12 protein-coding genes and 1 pseudogene are annotated in these 16583 nt (G+C 67.9%); 6 read left to right on the top strand and 7 right to left on the bottom strand.

The window, feature by feature from the left end; genetic code table 11:
• Positions 1 to 317 precede the first annotated feature (317 nt).
• The 4 genes from ACIQNG_RS25465 to ACIQNG_RS25450 all read left to right on the top strand — a co-directional run bounded on the left by ACIQNG_RS25465 (position 318) and on the right by ACIQNG_RS25450 (position 4659).
• On the top strand, positions 318 to 914 hold the full coding sequence (locus ACIQNG_RS25465) for a hypothetical protein (protein ID WP_401488038.1): 597 nt from the start codon (positions 318 to 320) through the stop codon (positions 912 to 914).
• A gap of 41 nt (positions 915 to 955) precedes the next feature.
• Positions 956 to 1261, top strand: coding sequence for a hypothetical protein (locus ACIQNG_RS25460; protein ID WP_401488036.1), 306 nt, complete (start codon positions 956 to 958; stop codon positions 1259 to 1261).
• A 23-nt stretch (positions 1262 to 1284) separates the two neighbouring features.
• Complete coding sequence (locus ACIQNG_RS25455) at positions 1285 to 2832, top strand: LacI family DNA-binding transcriptional regulator (RefSeq protein ID WP_401488034.1); 1548 nt, start codon at positions 1285 to 1287, stop codon at positions 2830 to 2832.
• 933 nt (positions 2833 to 3765) lie between these two features.
• Entirely contained in the window at positions 3766 to 4659 is an 894-nt protein-coding gene (locus ACIQNG_RS25450) for a phosphorothioated DNA-binding restriction endonuclease (protein WP_401488032.1), read from the top strand.
• Here the strand turns inward: ACIQNG_RS25450 and ACIQNG_RS25445 are convergent.
• A pseudogene (locus tag ACIQNG_RS25445) lies at positions 4559 to 5077 on the bottom strand (hypothetical protein); the annotation flags it as partial. The gene ACIQNG_RS25450 and the pseudogene ACIQNG_RS25445 overlap by 101 nt on opposite strands.
• A 204-nt stretch (positions 5078 to 5281) precedes the next feature.
• Here ACIQNG_RS25445 and ACIQNG_RS25440 point away from each other — a divergent pair.
• Complete coding sequence (locus ACIQNG_RS25440; protein WP_401488030.1) at positions 5282 to 6940, top strand: N-6 DNA methylase; 1659 nt, start codon at positions 5282 to 5284, stop codon at positions 6938 to 6940.
• Here the strand turns inward: ACIQNG_RS25440 and ACIQNG_RS25435 are convergent.
• The 4 genes from ACIQNG_RS25435 to ACIQNG_RS25420 all read right to left on the bottom strand — a co-directional run bounded on the left by ACIQNG_RS25435 (position 6900) and on the right by ACIQNG_RS25420 (position 13256).
• Complete coding sequence (locus ACIQNG_RS25435; protein ID WP_401488028.1) at positions 6900 to 8168, bottom strand: McrC family protein; 1269 nt, start codon at positions 8166 to 8168, stop codon at positions 6900 to 6902. The genes ACIQNG_RS25440 and ACIQNG_RS25435 overlap by 41 nt on opposite strands.
• Positions 8165 to 10036: a DUF4357 domain-containing protein gene (locus tag ACIQNG_RS25430; protein WP_401488026.1), complete on the bottom strand. Its 1872-nt coding sequence runs from the start codon at positions 10034 to 10036 to the stop codon at positions 8165 to 8167. Before ACIQNG_RS25430 ends, ACIQNG_RS25435 begins: the two co-directional genes overlap by 4 nt.
• A gap of 356 nt (positions 10037 to 10392) precedes the next feature.
• Positions 10393 to 10827 (bottom strand): hypothetical protein, encoded by a 435-nt coding sequence (locus tag ACIQNG_RS25425; RefSeq protein ID WP_401436044.1) that lies wholly within the window; start codon positions 10825 to 10827, stop codon positions 10393 to 10395.
• The gene (locus ACIQNG_RS25420; protein WP_401488024.1) at positions 10824 to 13256 is read right to left on the bottom strand and encodes an AAA family ATPase; all 2433 of its coding nucleotides are present in this window, start codon (positions 13254 to 13256) and stop codon (positions 10824 to 10826) included. Before ACIQNG_RS25420 ends, ACIQNG_RS25425 begins: the two co-directional genes overlap by 4 nt.
• A 260-nt stretch (positions 13257 to 13516) precedes the next feature.
• Here ACIQNG_RS25420 and ACIQNG_RS25415 point away from each other — a divergent pair, with 260 nt between their 5' ends.
• Positions 13517 to 13855, top strand: a complete 339-nt coding sequence (locus ACIQNG_RS25415; RefSeq protein WP_401488022.1) for a hypothetical protein — start codon at positions 13517 to 13519, stop codon at positions 13853 to 13855.
• Positions 13856 to 14085: 230 nt separating this feature from the next.
• Here ACIQNG_RS25415 and ACIQNG_RS25410 read toward each other — a convergent pair whose 3' ends face one another.
• Together ACIQNG_RS25410 and ACIQNG_RS25405 are read right to left on the bottom strand one after the other, a co-directional pair.
• Positions 14086 to 15408, bottom strand: coding sequence for a 7-cyano-7-deazaguanine synthase (locus tag ACIQNG_RS25410; protein ID WP_401436052.1), 1323 nt, complete (start codon positions 15406 to 15408; stop codon positions 14086 to 14088).
• The gene (locus ACIQNG_RS25405) at positions 15405 to 16196 is read right to left on the bottom strand and encodes a hypothetical protein (protein ID WP_401488020.1); all 792 of its coding nucleotides are present in this window, start codon (positions 16194 to 16196) and stop codon (positions 15405 to 15407) included. Before ACIQNG_RS25405 ends, ACIQNG_RS25410 begins: the two co-directional genes overlap by 4 nt.
• Between the last annotated feature and the right edge of the window lie 387 nt (positions 16197 to 16583).

The following is a 16583-nucleotide window of genomic DNA, read 5'->3' as shown; positions in this document are numbered from 1 at the left end:
ACCCCCAGGGCGTCCGCGATCAGATGGGCAGCTTCCATGTCGCAGGAATGACTGCGTCCGCTGAGCAGGTGGCCGATGAGTCCAGCCCCCAGCCCAGTTGCGCTCGCGAGGGTGCGCACCGTGAAAGGGGCCCCCCGCCCAGGCGTGTCCATGATCCGGCGGAGCATGTCGGGGTCTCTCAGGCTGTAGCGCACTCTCACAATGTCTCTCCAGCGGCACAACGCGTCTATCGCTGTAGATAGTAGAGCACAGTCATGGATGAAACGTCTACGGATCGGCACACACGGCTTCTGGGGCGCGCTTGCCGCCATGGCCTCGTGACGATTTACTTGATTTCCGTAGACGACTCGTCTACAGAGCGAGACGTGGCGGGACGTCCGAAGAACCACAGGGGCGCGCGCCCCGGCCCCCTACACGAGGCGCAGGCACCCGTGAAAGAGAGAGGCGCGATGAAGGCAGACGACCGCACCACGCCAGGTGATGGAGTGGGCGTCCCTGAGCACCTAGCCCGGGACCTGGACAGGGACGACCTATCCCGGCTCATCCGCGAGGCCAACGCCGCCGGCGTCTCCTTCGCGACGATGGAAGCGCGGGCTGGCGCCGCCGGCCACCCGCTGAGTCGCTCCCAGTTCAACAAGCTGGCGCTGAATACGGTGAAGACATCCCCCACCGACGAAGCGCTCGCGGCGATCGCGGCCGGAATCACAAAGCCCTTCGTCATCGTCGCGCGCGCAGCAGCCCGCCAGTACCTCCGCTACGAGGCAACGGGACTCTCGGGATACGGCGAGGATGTGCGCATCATCGTCGCACACCTGGCCGGTATGCCACCTGATAGTCAACGGCGGTGGCGGGCCATGATCGAGGCGGATGAGCGTACCCGGTCGCACCAGGAGGAATCTCCTGACGCAGAGTGACACCCTCGCTCCCCTCTGGTGTGTAGACGTTCTGTATATGTATGGTGACCGCGAATCGATGGCTGGCATATGCCGCCGAAGTCGATGATCCGGGGGGACGCGTGATCACATTCAGGCTCGGACGTTTCGAGAGCGATGCACCCGTCATAGTGAAGGCGCATCGCTACGGGGTGCATCTCATCCTCCATGAAGGGCTCTTCAGCGAAGAGCAAGTGGCCATCCTGAACGCCGGAACTGATGCGTGGCTCGATGAATCTGACGCGTGGCAGCTCTGGCACGGCGAGATAGTTGATCTCCGCGAGGTCGGGCCGGAGCCTGAGCTTAAGGCACGAGAGCCTGCTCAATAGGTGGGCCTCCAGGGAGACTTAACATGGCGTGGACCGAGGAGCTGGTAAATGGATTCCGAGGGCGGTACCGCGACGCATCCGGCAAGAAGTGCTCCGTACTAGATGCGGCCGGTGACCCGCGACTGTTCCGTACCAAGTCGGCGGCCCTAAAGGCGGCCCGCGACGCAGAGTCGGATGTCCGTAATGGGCGCCATCGCGATCCGAAACTTGGACTGGAGACATTCGCCGAGTACGCCAATCGATGGTACGAGCAAATCGAACTTGCTCCCTCGACCATGCAGAACTACAAGCACCACATCGAGGAACACCTCCTGCCGCATTTTGGTGACTTGACGCTCAAACAGATCGATAGAAGCGAAGTGCAGAAGTGGGCCTCCACGGAGAGGGCGGCTGGCTACGCGGTCTCCAGCATCAAGACGTGGCGCAGCACCCTGCACGTCATGCTGGCCGATGCAGTGGACGAGGAAATCATCCTGTCCAACCCTGTCGAGCAGAAGCGGGGGCGCGGGCGCCGCGCCGGCCGGTCGACGCAGCGTGCGCCCGAGAAGACGATCACGAGTGCTCTCGGCGCTCTCCTCGTGGCCGAACGGGCAAGCCTGCTGTCGGGCAGGGACGACGAATTCGTACTCATCGTGAACGATGCGTACACAGGAATGCGCTGGGGGGAGATCGTCGGCCTGGAGCCCGAGTATGTGCGCGAGAGCACCATTCGCATAGAACACCAGCTGTACGAGCTGGACTCTGGCGAGTTGGACCGGTGTCCGCCCAAGGACGACTCCTATCGGACACTCGACATACCCGCGTGGCACTCTCGGATGCTGACTGAGTTCCGGCAGGGCCGCACGGTGAAAGCCTGCGATTGCCACGGGCGGAAGTACTTCTTCACCGGGTACGGCATGCCCAACGGACGGAGCGCCGGGGCCACGGTGAAGGACGTCGCCAGCCGGGCCGGGGTCTCCTCCGGCACCGTGTCCAACGTCCTCAACAGACCCGAACGCGTTGCCGAGACCACCCGCCACCGGGTGATTGAGGCCATGACCGAGCTTGGGTACCAACGGGGCTCAGCTTCTGGGGAAGTTGCTGCGCATCATCGGCGCAGCGGGTTCGCCACGTGGCTTTTCCACCCTGCGGCAACGGGCTGGTACCCGGCAAAGGCGCCCCAGCCTCGGCGCCCGGTGCCGGTTCTCGCCGAGCCCTGGCCTGGTGTGCCAGCGCGTGGCCGGGGTGCCTTTTCCCGCGCTGAGGTGAGCTGGGTGCCCGTAGCGAAAGGGCTGACTCCGCACGGTCTGAGGCACCTGCACAAGACGCTGATGGAGGATCTCGGAACTCCCCCGAAGCTGATGGACGAGCGTATGGGGCATCTTGACGGATCCGTCCAGGCGCGCTACTCCCACATCACACAGGGAATGCGACGGCGCCTGCTGGAGGGCCTGACCGAGGTGTGGGAGCAGGCTCTCGATGCCCGCCTTGCGATGCACACCCGCTCGCCCGTGGCCATACTGGACCGGCTCCTAGTGGAGCGGAGAGAGGGAGTTGTAGCTGTGCCCCAACTCCGTGCGGTCGGCGCATGATCGCGATACTGCCCCAGATCTGCCCCAGATCGCGGGCTGGCCACCGTCCGAGGCGCTCGATACACTCGCCCGATCAGGGACTTCTTCACCCAGGCAAGATCGCCTTCTGGCCCGCCGATCTTCCTTCGGGACGAAGAGGTCGTGGGTTCAAATCCCGCCACCCCGACAGCTGAAACAGCAGGTCAGGCCCGGTTCTGAGAGATCAGAACCGGGCCTGATTTGCTTTGCGACCCTGTTTTGGGAGCCATTTGGGAGCCAACTGGGTGTGATCTTCGAGATCCGGCTCCCGGCGGCACCCCGAGGAGCAGCCTTCTGCCTCCTCTCGGCGCGGGTGTACGCATCGCGCCCCGAATGAGTCACTGCACGGCTTGTGCCGAGCAGACCTGAGACGGTACGACGATCGCCATGCACCCTTGGTCTCCGCTGAACCCGGGAGCGTGAGGAGGCGGCGGTCCAGGGGGGAACTCGACCGGCAGCGCGAGAAGCTGAACAAGGAACTCGGACACTATCAGTCAGCACTTGACCGCCTGCGCGAGCGCGGTGACGCGGCGCCTTCGGCGATCGTATGGTGAAGATCGGCATGACGCTCTGGCTCGAACCTCTGGAGCACATCCACGAGTTGAGTGGCGCGGCTGTGCCCTTCCGTTTCGAGACGCGGTCGGCCTGGAGACGGAACTCCACCGACAGTTCGCCTCACAGCGGGTCAGCCAGGTCAACCGTCGAAAGGAGTTCCCCTACGCCACCCCGGCCGAGGTGCGCAACGCTCTGCAACGGTTCGCCGGACAACATCTGATCGCGTTCACCGAGGAACCCAGGCGCTGGAATGGCGGGCCGGCAGGCGCATGGGTGAAGCCGACGTGCCTGCCGCAGGCGCAGGAGGAGTTTCCGCCCGGACAACGTGATGTGCGTCGAAGCATCACTACGATCACTGTCATGGATTGGCTGGAGCGTGCCGCGAACCTGAGGCAGTGGAGTCGGGACGGTGTGCGGGCGCCGCACAAGCCGTTGCTGCTGCTGTACGCGCTGGGCCGTTTTCAGGCGGAGGCCGCGGACGAATTGCCGTACAGCGCGGTGGAGGCGGATCTGAAGCAACTGCTGGTGGAATACGGTCCGTCGCGCGGGACCACACCCGCCTATCCCTTCCACCATCTGGTCAGCGACGGGGTGTGGGAAGTGCGGACCGAGCACGGCGTCGGCAGCCCAGGCACCGGGGTGCGGGAACTGCGGGCCAGCCGGGCCACCGGGCGGCTGGCCCCGGACCTTCAGGTGGCGCTCCGGCGGGAACCGTCGCTGCTGGGCCGCATGGCCAGGGTGCTGCTGGATCTGCACTTCCCGGCGTCACTGCACCAGGACCTGTGCAACGCTGTGGGCCTGGAACTGGAACTGGCGGAGACCGGCGCTCTGGCAGCGCCCGAGAGGCGGCAGCGGGACCGCCGGATGCGGGAGATGGTGCTGACCGCGTACGAGTACCAGTGCGCCTTCTGCGGCTACGACGGCATGATCGGCTCGGCGCCCGTCGGGCTGGAGGCCGCGCACGTGCGCTGGTGGGCGTTCGATGGCCCGGACGGCGTCGACAACGGGCTGTGCCTGTGCTCGCTGCACCACAAACTCTTCGACAAGGGCGTCCTCGGCATAGGCGACGGGCACCGCATCCTGGTCTCGCAGCAATTCATCGGCCGCAGTCAGGCTGCCCGCGAGCATGTCACCGCACTCGCGGGCCGTCCGCTCATAGGCCCTCAACCCGGCCTGCCGCCCATCTCGGCAGCCCACCGCTCCTGGCACACCAGCCAGGTCTTCCACGGCAACCCACGCGCGCCCGCCGCCTGACCTGTGTTCCATCTCGTCTTCGGCTACTCCACCGCTTCACGGCGCGCTCGCACCAACGTTTCGAGGACACCGGCGAGCGTGCGCTCATTGGCAAGCGGGCATCGAGCGCTGCCTCCCACTGCTCGGTCAGGCCAGTCATGAGGCGCTTGCGCATGCCAGGGGTGACGTGGGCGTAGCGCGCCGAGACCGAGCCGTCGATGTGGCCCGTGCGGTCGTCCATGAGGACCTTCTCGGTGCCCAGATCCTCCATCACAGTGCGGTGGGTGTGACGGAGCCCCTGGGGTGTGAGGCCCTTGGCGATCGGGAGCCGGCAGGCGTCGGCCCGGTCTCTGGCGCCACACCCTCGGGCTGGGACGCCGGGCCACGGCTCGCCGAGGAGCGGTACGGGGCAGGCTTCCTGCGGTGCCTTCTTCGGATGCTCGATTGCCAGGTCGGTGGAGGGCAATCCATTCAACGGCGGATAACCGAAGAGACCCGGTGGAACTGCCGAAGAGGGGGGCACGCGGGCCGCAAGTCGGGCCAGGGAGCCGAGCGCTCGCCTCTCCAGCCACCCCATGGAGTTGTTGACATCGCCAACACATACGCTATCGGGCTCTATCCCGATTGCGTGTACGGTGGAGCTATGAAGGATTCGACTCCCCCGGCTTCCGACTCACTGATCACTGGTGCAGAGATTGCCAGGCTGGCGGGAGTGACACGTGCTGCTGTCTCCAACTGGAGGCGGCGGTACAGCGACTTCCCAGCACCTGCCGACGGGGGAGCGAGCACGCCCCTCTTTTCGCTGACCGAGGTCCGTTCCTGGCTGGCCAAGCAGCAGAAGGGCGTCGACTTTTCAGACGACGTCCGCCTGTGGCAAGCACTGCGGGGCGCCTTCGGCGACGACATAGTCGCAGGCATCGCGGGCGTTGCCCGGTTCCTCACCCACGATGACGTTTCCAGGCTGGACGACAACCTGGCCGATCTGGCTGCGAGGTCGGCGGCGAAGGAATCAGCAGTCCAAGTCATCGACCAGCTGGTCGAACGCTTTCTGGACTCCTCGCGACGTGCTGGCTCCGACCAGGTCACGTCGTCGCGGCTGGTCAGGGCCGTGACTCATTTCGTGGGACCAGTACCCGACGACTCCGTCATCCTCGATCCGGCCTGCGGTATCGGCACGCTTCTCCTCTCCGTCGGCCTCACCGAGGGCCCGGTACGCCGGGGGCAGGAGATCGATCCAGCGGCCGGGGAACTGGCACAGGCGCGAGCCGAGCTCGCAGGGCCACAGGACACCGTCATCAAGGCAGGGGACTCTCTCCGCGAGGACCGCTGGCCCGATCTGCGCGCCGATCTTGTCCTGTGCGATCCCCCGGCCGCCGGCCCGGAATGGGGCCGAGAGGAGCTGCTCCTCGATGCCCGTTGGGAACTGGGCACGCCTTCCAAAGCGGAGGGGGATCTGGCCTGGCTCCAGCACTGCTACGCCCATACCGCTCCAGGCGGTCGGGCTATCGTCGTCATGCCTGCTTCCGTGGCCTATCGCAAGGCAGGCAGGCGCATCCGGGCCGAAATCGTCCGGCGCGGCCTCCTTACTGAGATCGTCGCATTGCCGCCCGGCATGGTGGCATCACACGCTCAACCGGTGCATCTGTGGATGCTGCACCGCCCAAGCGGCCCCTCTGACAGCGCGGCCTCAGTGCGGATGGTGGATCTCACCGCCAATGCACCCGACGGCCCCATGGAGCCGACAGCCGAGCAAATCGCCGACGTACCGCTCATCGATCTCCTGAACGACTCTGTCGACCTCACGCCGAGCGTGCACGTGAACGCTTCCCGGCAGGACTTCCCCGCCGAGTACCGCGCCTTGCAACGGGGCATCGAGGAGCGGCTCAACCGATTGGCCGCATTGCTGCCCGCCCTCACAGCGGGCGAAGGACCGGGAACACTGGACAGCGCGACGATCAGTCTGGCCGATCTCTCCCGTGCTGGGCTCGTCGACCTCGCCGATGCTGAACCAACCTCTACCAGTGAGCAGTTGGACACCGAGTATCTCCGCGGGTTCCTGCGCAGCGCTTCCAACAATCGTCGTTCGACGAGTGGCAGCGGCTCCTATCGCCTCGACGTCAAGGGAGTGCGCATCCCGCAGATGGCCGTGCAGGAGCAACGCCGTTACGGTGCTGCCTTCCGCGCGCTCAAGGAATTCGAGGAGCACATCGGCGAAGTGACCCGGCTGGCGGAACAAGTCAGCGCTCTCGCCCGTGACGGCCTCACCAACGGGGCGCTTCTGCCTCCCGAGGAAGGTGCCTGACGGATTCCTGAGGAGGTCGCGGCGCGACCGCGCCTTCGACCATCAAGCGGGCGATGGACGTGATCGCGGCCAGCAGCTCGTCGGGCGACTGTTCCAGGGCCAAGGCGTGCTGGTGGATGCGGATTCCCGCGTGCCGCACCCGATGAGTCGCGCTCAGCTCGTAGCCCCTCGCATAGACGAGATGACCGTCGGAGAGTCCGAGCGCCGTGCAGTAGGCGAGCATCTGATAGAGGTCGGCGTCCGGAAATCCTTCCGGCTTCTCCGCCTTGTATTTGGCGTCCGCGACAGCTCGGGGGAGGCCATGGTTGCCGTACCAGACCAGGTCCGGACGCATCCGAACAGCCTCGGCCTCATCCAAGTGCACGCCCTGCGCCTGAAGTGCGCTGCGCCCCCCATATTGCGCCAGCGCCTCGCGCAGTGCGGTGCAGACGAATTCCTCGAAGATCTTGTGCGTGTCGAAGAGGTATCCGTCGATGGTGATCCTGCCGCTCATGTGCTCGACGGACAAGCCGCGCAGCACCGTCTCGGCCAGCCGTAGCGCGGGCTGGTAGCGGAGGTTGAGCCGACTCGCCCTCCACTGCGGCAGATCACGGCTGCCGGGGATCAGCGGCTGTGCGTCCAGCAACCGGCCACGGTGGTGGCGCAGCCGACGGCGTACGCGGTCGGGCACCCTGGGCAGGGTCAGCAGCCGCTCCGTGGCAGTGCGCAGCAGCCGGTTCTCCGCGATGTCGGTCCCGTAATCGTCGTAGGAGACCTCGACCGGGAACGCCCGCCCATGGTGCCGCCGGACCTGGTCCGCTTCTCTGATACGTCCTCGGACGACAGGTGCGGCCTCTTCCGTGTGCCGGTATCCCTGGAGCACTCCCTGCCGCAGGGCACGTTCGAGGGATCTCTCGAATCCCTGCGCCAGCGCGGGAAGCAACTCGTCCTGCTCGGCAACACTCACCTCCCCGTCCCGGTGGACGTGGGGGTTCGATGCGTAACCGATGAGGAAGAACAGCCGCGCCACCGGCACCTTGGGGGCGATGCGGAGGGTGACGGCGCTGTGCCCCGGTGGCCTCAGGGCCACCGCGCCGACCTTGCCGCCGGCGCGCAGCCGCCAGCAGCCCGACCGGTAGGGATCAGGTGCGGCCTCGACGATCCTGGAGGCAGCGAGCGAGCGCCCGACTTCGTCCGGGAGAGGCACCGTGACGGGCGGCCCGTACTCGGCCAACTCAACAGTCGTCACGGCGAAGGCTCGTACGATTCGCCGTCGCCGTCGCTGATGGACCGGGCCAGGGCTTCGAGTCCGTAGCGCTTCTCGATGTCGAAGGACTCCCCGTAGTGATGCTCCTCCAGCAGCGGCAGAATCTTGGTCCGCCAGGTGCGCTCCAGACCGCCCTGCCGGTGTGCCCCCTTCTTCATCAGGTAGGAGGGACCGATACGGAAGTCCGCTTCTTCGATGCGGGAGTTGAGGGCGTCCAGAAGGTCCGCGGCCCGGGTGCCGAGCCCCTCCCGGTCGAGCCAGCGCCGTAGCAGGCCGCTGGTGGGCTCGGTGCGGGGTGACAGCTCGACGAAGGCGAAGCGCCTGCGCATCGCCGCGTCCACCAGGGCGATCGACCGGTCGGCGGTGTTCATCGTGCCGATGACGAAGAGGTTCGGCGGGAGCGCGAAGTCGTCGCCGGAGTAGGTGAGACGTACCGACTTGTTGCGGTACTCCAGGAGGAAGTACAGCTCGCCGAAGACCTTGGCCAGGTTGGCCCGGTTGATCTCGTCGATGATCAGGAAGTACGGGATGTGCCGGTTGCCCTCGCGGGACGCCAGGTCGGCGAGCTCGCGCAGGGGGCCGGCGGTGAGGCGGAAGGCGACTTCCCTGGTATCCGGGTCCTCACGAGGGCGGAACCCCTCGAAGAAGTCCTCGTAGGCGTAAGAGGGGTGGAACTGCACGAGCTTCACCTGCTCGGGCCCGCCGCCTAGGTATTCAGCCAGTTCGAGGGCCGTGTACGTCTTGCCGGTTCCGGGCGGGCCATAGAGGATCAGCTGCCGTTCGTCCCACAACAGGTCGCGGATGTCCCGCAGCCAGGCCACGTCGTGCACCAGCAGTTTGTCGGCAAGGTGCTGTTCCGGCACGGGGAGTTCCAGCTCTCGGCGGGCGGCGAGGGCAGGTGTCGTTCCGCTGGGGTCGTGCTCTATCGCCTCGGCCTCGTCGGCCAGTTCCTCGTCGGAGAGGCCGAGCCCCTCGATGAGCGGCTGGACCGCGGTGAGGTCCACGACATCGTGCTGGACGGACAGTCTCCGCTGGATCTCCTCCGGCAGCACGTCGTACGGGTGGCCGGTGCTCCGCCACTCGACGGGCCGCCGCAGATTGGACCTGCCGTCGGAGGCGGTCTGCTCGGCGGGGCCGGTGATCTCACCGACGTAGAACCGGCCGCCGGAGAGTGTGCACACGGTGTCGCCGGGCTTCATCCGGGACAGGAACGCATGGAGTTCCTCGACGAGTTCCAGCTTCTGGTTGTACGTGGCCGTGGTGCCCCAGTCCTCCTCGACGACCGTGCGCAGGCGCTCCTTGCTGGTTCCCTGGTCGATCCCCTGGCGCAGGCGAGGGGCGGCGAGCGAGACCCGCTCCTCGGGAAGCCACAGCTTCTGGACGAGATCGGCCCCGGCCACGTTGGAACCCCGGACGAGCCAGGCCCTGGCGGGACCCGGCCAGACCCCCTCCATGAAGTCCGAGAGCGGCGCCCCCGCTTCCGTCTTCCAGTCCACCCAGCCGTTGCGCGGCGCCCCGACCAGCACGCCCGCGGCGAAGGACGGGGACCCGCAGTCGACGTCCTGGGCCAGCTCCAGCCACCCGGGCCAGCGGGTGGACGGGCGCAGCACTCCCGTGTTCCTCATCGTCTCCCGCGCGACGGCCGTGCCGGAGAAGTGCTTGGAGAAGGACGGCATCTCGCGGTCCCGGGCGGGCGAGCCCGCCAGGATGCGGAACTTCCGGCTTCCGTTGGTCCCCACCTCGTCCAGCAGCACCCCGCGCGCTCGATCGACCCCGCTCGCCCCCGGCAGTCGCAGCAGGAACTGCGGCGGCTCCCCCGAGCCGGGAATCCCGTCTTCGGTCTCGGTCATGTCCGCTCCCCCGCTCCGGGCGGCTCAGGCATGGCCGCCTTCCCAACAACCCTATTTTTTGGCGTGGTTAAGCGCATAATCTCCCGCTGGAGCCATACGACGGGGAACTGCGGATCATGGGCTGGGTCGCCGTCCCCGGCGACCGCCCACGCTTCAAGAAGACGTTCACCACAGCTGACTTCGCCGACCTGTGCGGTCTCGACGATCTGCGTGAGCTGACCGATCGCCCCGGGGTGGTGCTCGACGTGGCCTTCGAGCGACCGGAGGTGCGACCCGCCGTCCCGGCGGCGGGCAGGGGTTCGGTACGGAGTGGCCCGCCCGCAGGTCCCCCGCCGGGGGCACGGCGGGAGTCGCGGTCAGTGTCGTGGTCCGGCCGGTCGGGGGACCGGATCCGGGATGACTACGGCGGGTGTGGCGGTGGGCGCCCTGTCGAGTGCGTCGAGCAGGGCGTTCACCTCCAGCAGACGCGCCTGGATCTCGGCGGGCATGGGAGGCAGTTCGGGCACGCGGTGGTGGCAGACACCGCTGAGCGCGGACCATGTGAGGCGCCAGCGCCGGGCGGTCCCCCGGTCCGTGTACGCCTCCAGGCACAGCATGCGGTGCTTGGCGTTGCGCGTCATGGCAGGGGCCACCCTGTGCCAGAAGTCGTCCAGCCGCTGGTCGAGGGCGAGGCGCAGCAGTACGGCGGCGGCGCGGGCCCGTACGCCGGGGCTGAGCGGTCCCGGCGTGCCCGCCGGAGGCCGCAGGAGGACCTCGGCGGCGGAGACGAGTTCGCGGGCGTTGTCCGTCATCGGGCACCGCCCTGCGACACGACCGTTCCCCGGCCCCGCCGGATCGCCCTGGCCAGCCGCTCCGTACGCGTCACGAGCTGCTTGCGGTCGTCCAGGGTCGGCAGCCCCGGGTGAGAGCCCTCGTTGAGCTCGCTGATCAGCGCCCATCCCCCGGCGTACAGGTTCTCGACCACCACCTGCGGCCTCCCGGAAGAGTCACCGAGCAGGGCGAGGGCCACATGCTCCTTGGTGCGCACCAGCGGGGAGATACGCTCCTCGATCTCCGCGAGGCCAAGGCCCTGGTCGTCCCGCAGCGTACGGCGCGCGGTCTCCATGCAGGCGACTTCCAGTGCGTGCCGGCACATCGCCGGAATCACCCGGTCGGCGACGCTCTGAGGCAGATACTGATCGTAGGAGAGGTCACGGGCCTCCTGGAACGCCTGCTTGACGGGATCGCTCCTCTTCTCGACGGTGACGACGGAGTCGCTCTCGCGGGAGATGCGGAGGATCGTCGCCTCGATGCCGAGGTGGGAGATGGCCTGCTCCAGCCGGGTGTCGTGGGTGAAGACGACCACCTGCCGGTGGCGGGCGCACTCGCTCAGGACGGTGGCCAGCCCTTCCACCTTCTGCGTGTCCATCGACTGCACCGGATCGTCGATGACGAGGAAGCCGAACGGGCTGTCGTCGTGCGTCGCGCGCGGAATGAACAGCGACAGGGCGAGCGAGTGCAGTTCACCCTGGCTCATCACGCTGTACGCGGGCGCCTCGTGGGCGTCCACGGAGACGTCGAGCTGCACACTCCCCTGCCGGGCCGTGCCCTTCAGCTCGATGTTCCCGAGCGACACGCTGCTGCTCTCGCAGAGCTTCTTCCACACGCCCTGCGACTGCTTGACGAACTTCGCCATCCGCTCGTCCCTCAGCTCGTTCGTCAGCTTCCTGAACCAGGAGCGGGCCGCTTCGGCCTCCTTGCGCTGGTCCTTCGCCTCCGCGGCCTTCTCCGTCGCACCAAGCCACTCTGCGAGCCGCACGACCGCGGGCCGCCAGGCGGTGTTGCGGTCGGTGAGCCTGCGCGCGGCCTCCTCGCTGACCTGCCGACATGCCGCGCCCAGCGTCGGGGCGACGCGTTCGACGCGGTTCGCCAGCTCGGCCGGGTCGGTCAGGCTCCGGCACAGGGCCCATTCGCGCCAGAGGCCCGCCAGTTCCGACTCCTCCGCCCGCAGCAGGTCAGGGACCGGCTGCACCAGGTCGTGGACGGCACGCTGCGCGGCGCTGAGCGTCCGACATGCCGCTTCCGCCCCGGCCGCCTCGGACTGGAGCCGCTCGATCTCCGCCCGCGCGCCGTCCGCCCAGGCCCGGTCCAGACGGTCCGCGGTGCCACAGACCGGGCAGTCGGCGTTCTGGGAGCGGCGACGGTGTTCGAGGGCACTCTCCAGCAGCCCGGCGAGCCGCTGCGCGTCCTCGGCGTCGGAGTGCCGTACGTCCTCGGCTGCGGCAGCCGCCTCCCGCAGCCGGGCCAGCGCCCCGGCGACCTCCTGCTGGTCGGGGCCGGTCAGGGTGGCGAGTACCCGGAGGCGGACGTCCGCACCCGAGTCGGTGACCGCGTCCCGGTCGAGCAGGGCGCGGACGGCGTCCGCATCGGGGGTACGTCCGCCGAGTGCCCGAGCAGCCTCGACGGCACGCTGGTCGTCGAGTCCGGTCAGAGCGTCGACGGCCGCGGCCTTGAGGGCGCCGGGCCGCTTCTCGACGTCCTTGCACTCCTTGATGCGGGCCGCGAGCCGGTCGTCGATGTCGCCGAGCTGCCCGAGCCCGATGAACCGGGCCAGGGTGTTGTGCAGGGCGCTGAGCGTCCCGTCGACCATCGAGCCCAGTTCGCTGTACGGCAGGAACGGGCGGTAGAGGGAGAGCGTCGAGGCGTCGATGCTCTCCTCCAGCTTCTGCTGCGTGCCGTCCGCCCGCTCCACCGTCGTGCGCGCCTCGTCCACCTTCGCCCCGTACCACGTGCGGCGCACGGTGACCGGGTCGCGGGTGTCGTCCAGGGTGAGCCGTACGGAGACGGTCGGGACCGTGGAGTCGTGCAGGTTGCGCCACCCTTCCTTCCACACCGCCGTACGGGCCTTGCCGTTGCTCCCGTCCCAGCGGGCGTTGAGGCCCGTCAGCGCCATCTCGGCGGCTTCGGCGAAGCTCGACTTGCCGGTGCCGTTGCGACCCGCGACGACGGTCAGCCCGGGGCCGGGCGGAAGGTCGAGCGTGGTCTCGGGGCCGACGCCCCGCCAGCCCGCCGCCGTGATGGAGCGCAGGTACACAGGGCCGGCGCGTCCGGTCCTCTCCGGCGTCGGCTCGGGAAGCATCCCGCGCAGCAGCTCGGCCGCCTCCGGGGCCAGTTCGGACGCGGCGAGGCCCGCGGTGAGGCGGTCGTCGAGCAGCTGAGGCAGAGGGGTGTCGTCGGTCATGTCGGTGCTCCTTGCACGATCAGACGGAGAGCACGACGGGACCGCCGCGCCGTTCCCGCCCCGATCCTCCAGGACACGCGTTGGCGCTGTCAACAGACTTCGCAATGCCATGAAACTCGAAAATGTGTACGGTCTGGATCCCGGCGTGGCCTCATAGGCGGTCCACTCGCCCGGAACCCGCGCATGCAACCCGTCTGAACCGAAGCACGAGAAGGGGTCACCAAGTGCAGCCCACCCGACCGAACGGGACGGAAGACCTCATGGCCGATGAATGGCAGGGGGTGCAGGAAGAGCTGGAGCACGATCCGCTGGAGACGGCGCGTACACACGTACGCGCCGTGCTCCACCACACCCGCATGCTGACGCCATCCAGCGACCGCATACCGTGGCCGGCGACGTACACCACCAGCGTGTCCGTCGCCTCGCTCGCGGCCCGGTGGACGACGTCGAGTACCTCATCGCAGTCGGCAGGATTACACACCGTCACGCTCACCGCCGGCAGGTCCGGAAAGTTCTGGTACTCGTCCGCACCGATCAGCACCACACGCGTTTCCTCAGGGTCGGGCAGCCCCATCACTGATTCCCTGAAACCGACGTAGCGGACGGCTGTCCCAGACCAGTGGGTCCCGGATTCCGTCGGACGAGACCTTGCGCCGAGTCGCGCTGCTGTTGGCTCCCGAGCCCCACCCTGTTGCCTCTGCTGCCCGGCGCTCACGGCAAGGAATGAATACCGCACCGCCACTCCTGCCACAGCTCTCGGCTCAGAGAGAAGAATACGCCCCAACTGGCCTTCGCCAAAGCGCCGTTGGCTCCTACTCCATGTTGCCGCCTACGCCGCGTCAGCAGCCCCGGCGACAGCCGCGATCCGAAGTAGGCGCTCCAACTCCTTCCTCCCGCGCCTGATCAATTCGAAGGCGACCACCGGGTCCATGCCCGGCGGCAGCGGGGTGTCGGTCAGGACATCCGTAAGGACGTACCGGCCCAGCAGCCATCGCTGCACTGCACGCCAGTCGGCCCTCCGGTCAAGCGGTAGGTCGTCCGCCCACGGCAATGCCTCGTACCGGGTGCCGTCGGTGCCGTTGGCGTGGAGTAGTCCGGAGCGGCGCACGAGACAGGGGAAGCAGACGCCACAGTTGGCGATGGGAGGGCCGCCGCTTCGGCGGGCTGGAGGCTTGCCGCAGCTCAGAGTGGATTCCAGGTCGGACGGGGTGAGCCCCGCGTCCAGTCCGGCCTTGCACACCTCGCCTTTCGTGAGCTGGGCCAGGGGGTTGACCACCTGCACCGCGCTCTCCGTGTCACTCACGGCAGTCACCAAGGCGTTCAGGCTGCCAAGCGTCCGCGGGTGCACGGAGCGCGTGGAGCAAGCAGCCGAACGCGCTGCTGTCAGGGGCGGATTGAGGGCGAGCTGGCCGTTCTCGGGGATGTGGACGGTACTCACCCCGTGCGCGGTGGCGGCGCGGATCGCGCCTGCCACATACAGCAGACCACGTGTGCGGGAAGAAGTCTCCAGCCGTGCCCCCGAGCCATCGCCCGCCGGCGTCTGGCTCATCGGTAACAGCAGCACCGGCCGTGCTCCGCCCAGTCGCTCGACGGCCTTGTACACCTGTTGCTGGAGACGCAGCAGGCCGATCTCGCGGAACATCACGAGCAGCAGCGGTCGGGAGTCGTCGGCGTGCGAACGGGTGGCGGCCCAGCTGAGGGAATCCAGCCCGCCGGAGAACAACGCGACCTCCGAGGCACACGGGTCGTCGGGAGAGACCATCGCCTCCTGGACGTAGTGACCGGTGAGGGGCCGGAATTCCACCTTCCAGAGGTCCCCGGTGAGGATCTGGAGGAGTGCGGTGAGGTGGGTACGGACCACCACGTCTGTCCACCGCTCGTGTTCCGTGACGGGCACGGCGAGGTTGATGCGGCGGGTCCACCGGTCCCGTACTCCGGTCCGGCGTACGTACTTGTCGGCGATGAACGCAGCCCTGGCGACGCGGAGCAGATCCTCGGCCCAGTCGGGGACGGGACCGGGCAGACGGTGCCGGCCGGTGATGCGGCGCTCCTTCTCCTGGAAGGCTTCCACGCCGATCTCCGTCCAGCGGTCGCCATCAGGTCGGTCGCGCCGGGAGCCGCGCCACCACAGGAGGTGGTCGGAATCGGTCACGCCGCGGTCCCCTCTTCTCCGGTGGTCTCCTCCGTGATCAGGCCAAGCACCTTTCCGACCGCCCGCGGTACCAGCAACTCGGCGATCTTGGGCAGTGGGGCTGACGGATCCTGCACAGCGCCCACCACCGACTGCGCGGTATCCACAGCCTGTGTGAGATCCGTCGCTTCGGCAGACTCCTCGCAGGGATTCGGCACCAGGTCCACCACCTTCTCCGCGACCCAGTCGGCGATCCTGCCTTCCGGATCAGCCGCGATGAGCACCGGGACCGTCAGCTTGACGTGCTCGGCGACAACGGACTTGAGGAACTCCCCCACCATGTCGGCGAAGAACACCTGGTAGAGGTCGCACAGGATGTCCCAGGTGAAGCCGCCGCCGACGGCGCTACCTCCGCTCAGGGCGTCGTCCAGTTCGGGATGCCGGCTCCGGACATCACGGACCGCCGCGGCGATTCCCCTGCGCACCGCGGCGTCGGCGAGTGTGCCGCCGTCCCCACCGACTTCCGAGACGAGGCGTGCGACGAGCGCGTCCTCCGACTCCGCGCCTTCGGCGGCCAGCGCCCCCAAGGCCCCGGCAAGCCGTTCGCCGGCCGCGCAGGCCGTGTCGTACAGCCCGAAAGCCGATCGATCGGCACGGAGCGTCTCATGCAGGGCGCTCAGGTGGTCCGCCGCGATCTCCTCCAGCCGCTGATCCGCATTGCGCGAGTCCTCCCGCCAGCGTGCCAGCCGCCTCCCGGCGGAGCTCCACCGATCGCCGTTCGGTCCCTTCCATCGCGTGGATGTCCCCACATCGCCCCCAACGATGGTGCCCCAACCTGCACTTCGTCCATGGCATCAGACCGGACGATCCCCAGGTAGGGCGGGACTCGGCCAGGACCCCACGGACCAGGCGGGTGCCAAAACAGCCAGGGGTATCACTTCCCGTGACGCCTACACCTAGAAGCGCGACCAGCTGTAACGCTGAGTTACAGGCATCACGCAAGTCCCCGTTCAGGGCAGGAGACGGGCTGGCAAGATTGACCCTTGCGTCATATGCCCTCGGCCAGCTCACGGAGGAGCAGAAGCGGCAACGAGCCGTCAAGCGTGCTCTGCGCTCAGCCCTCGACGCCGAAGCGGATGACCATCGGCGCCGCGAGCGGGATGAGCAGTGGGAGCGAGAAGGTACACGCCTCAGCC

Origin of the sequence: Streptomyces sp. NPDC091377, from assembly GCF_044757045.1 — a bacterium.
Taxonomy (GTDB): Bacteria; Actinomycetota; Actinomycetes; order Streptomycetales; family Streptomycetaceae; genus Streptomyces.
This window is presented reverse-complemented; position numbering and strand designations above follow the sequence as displayed.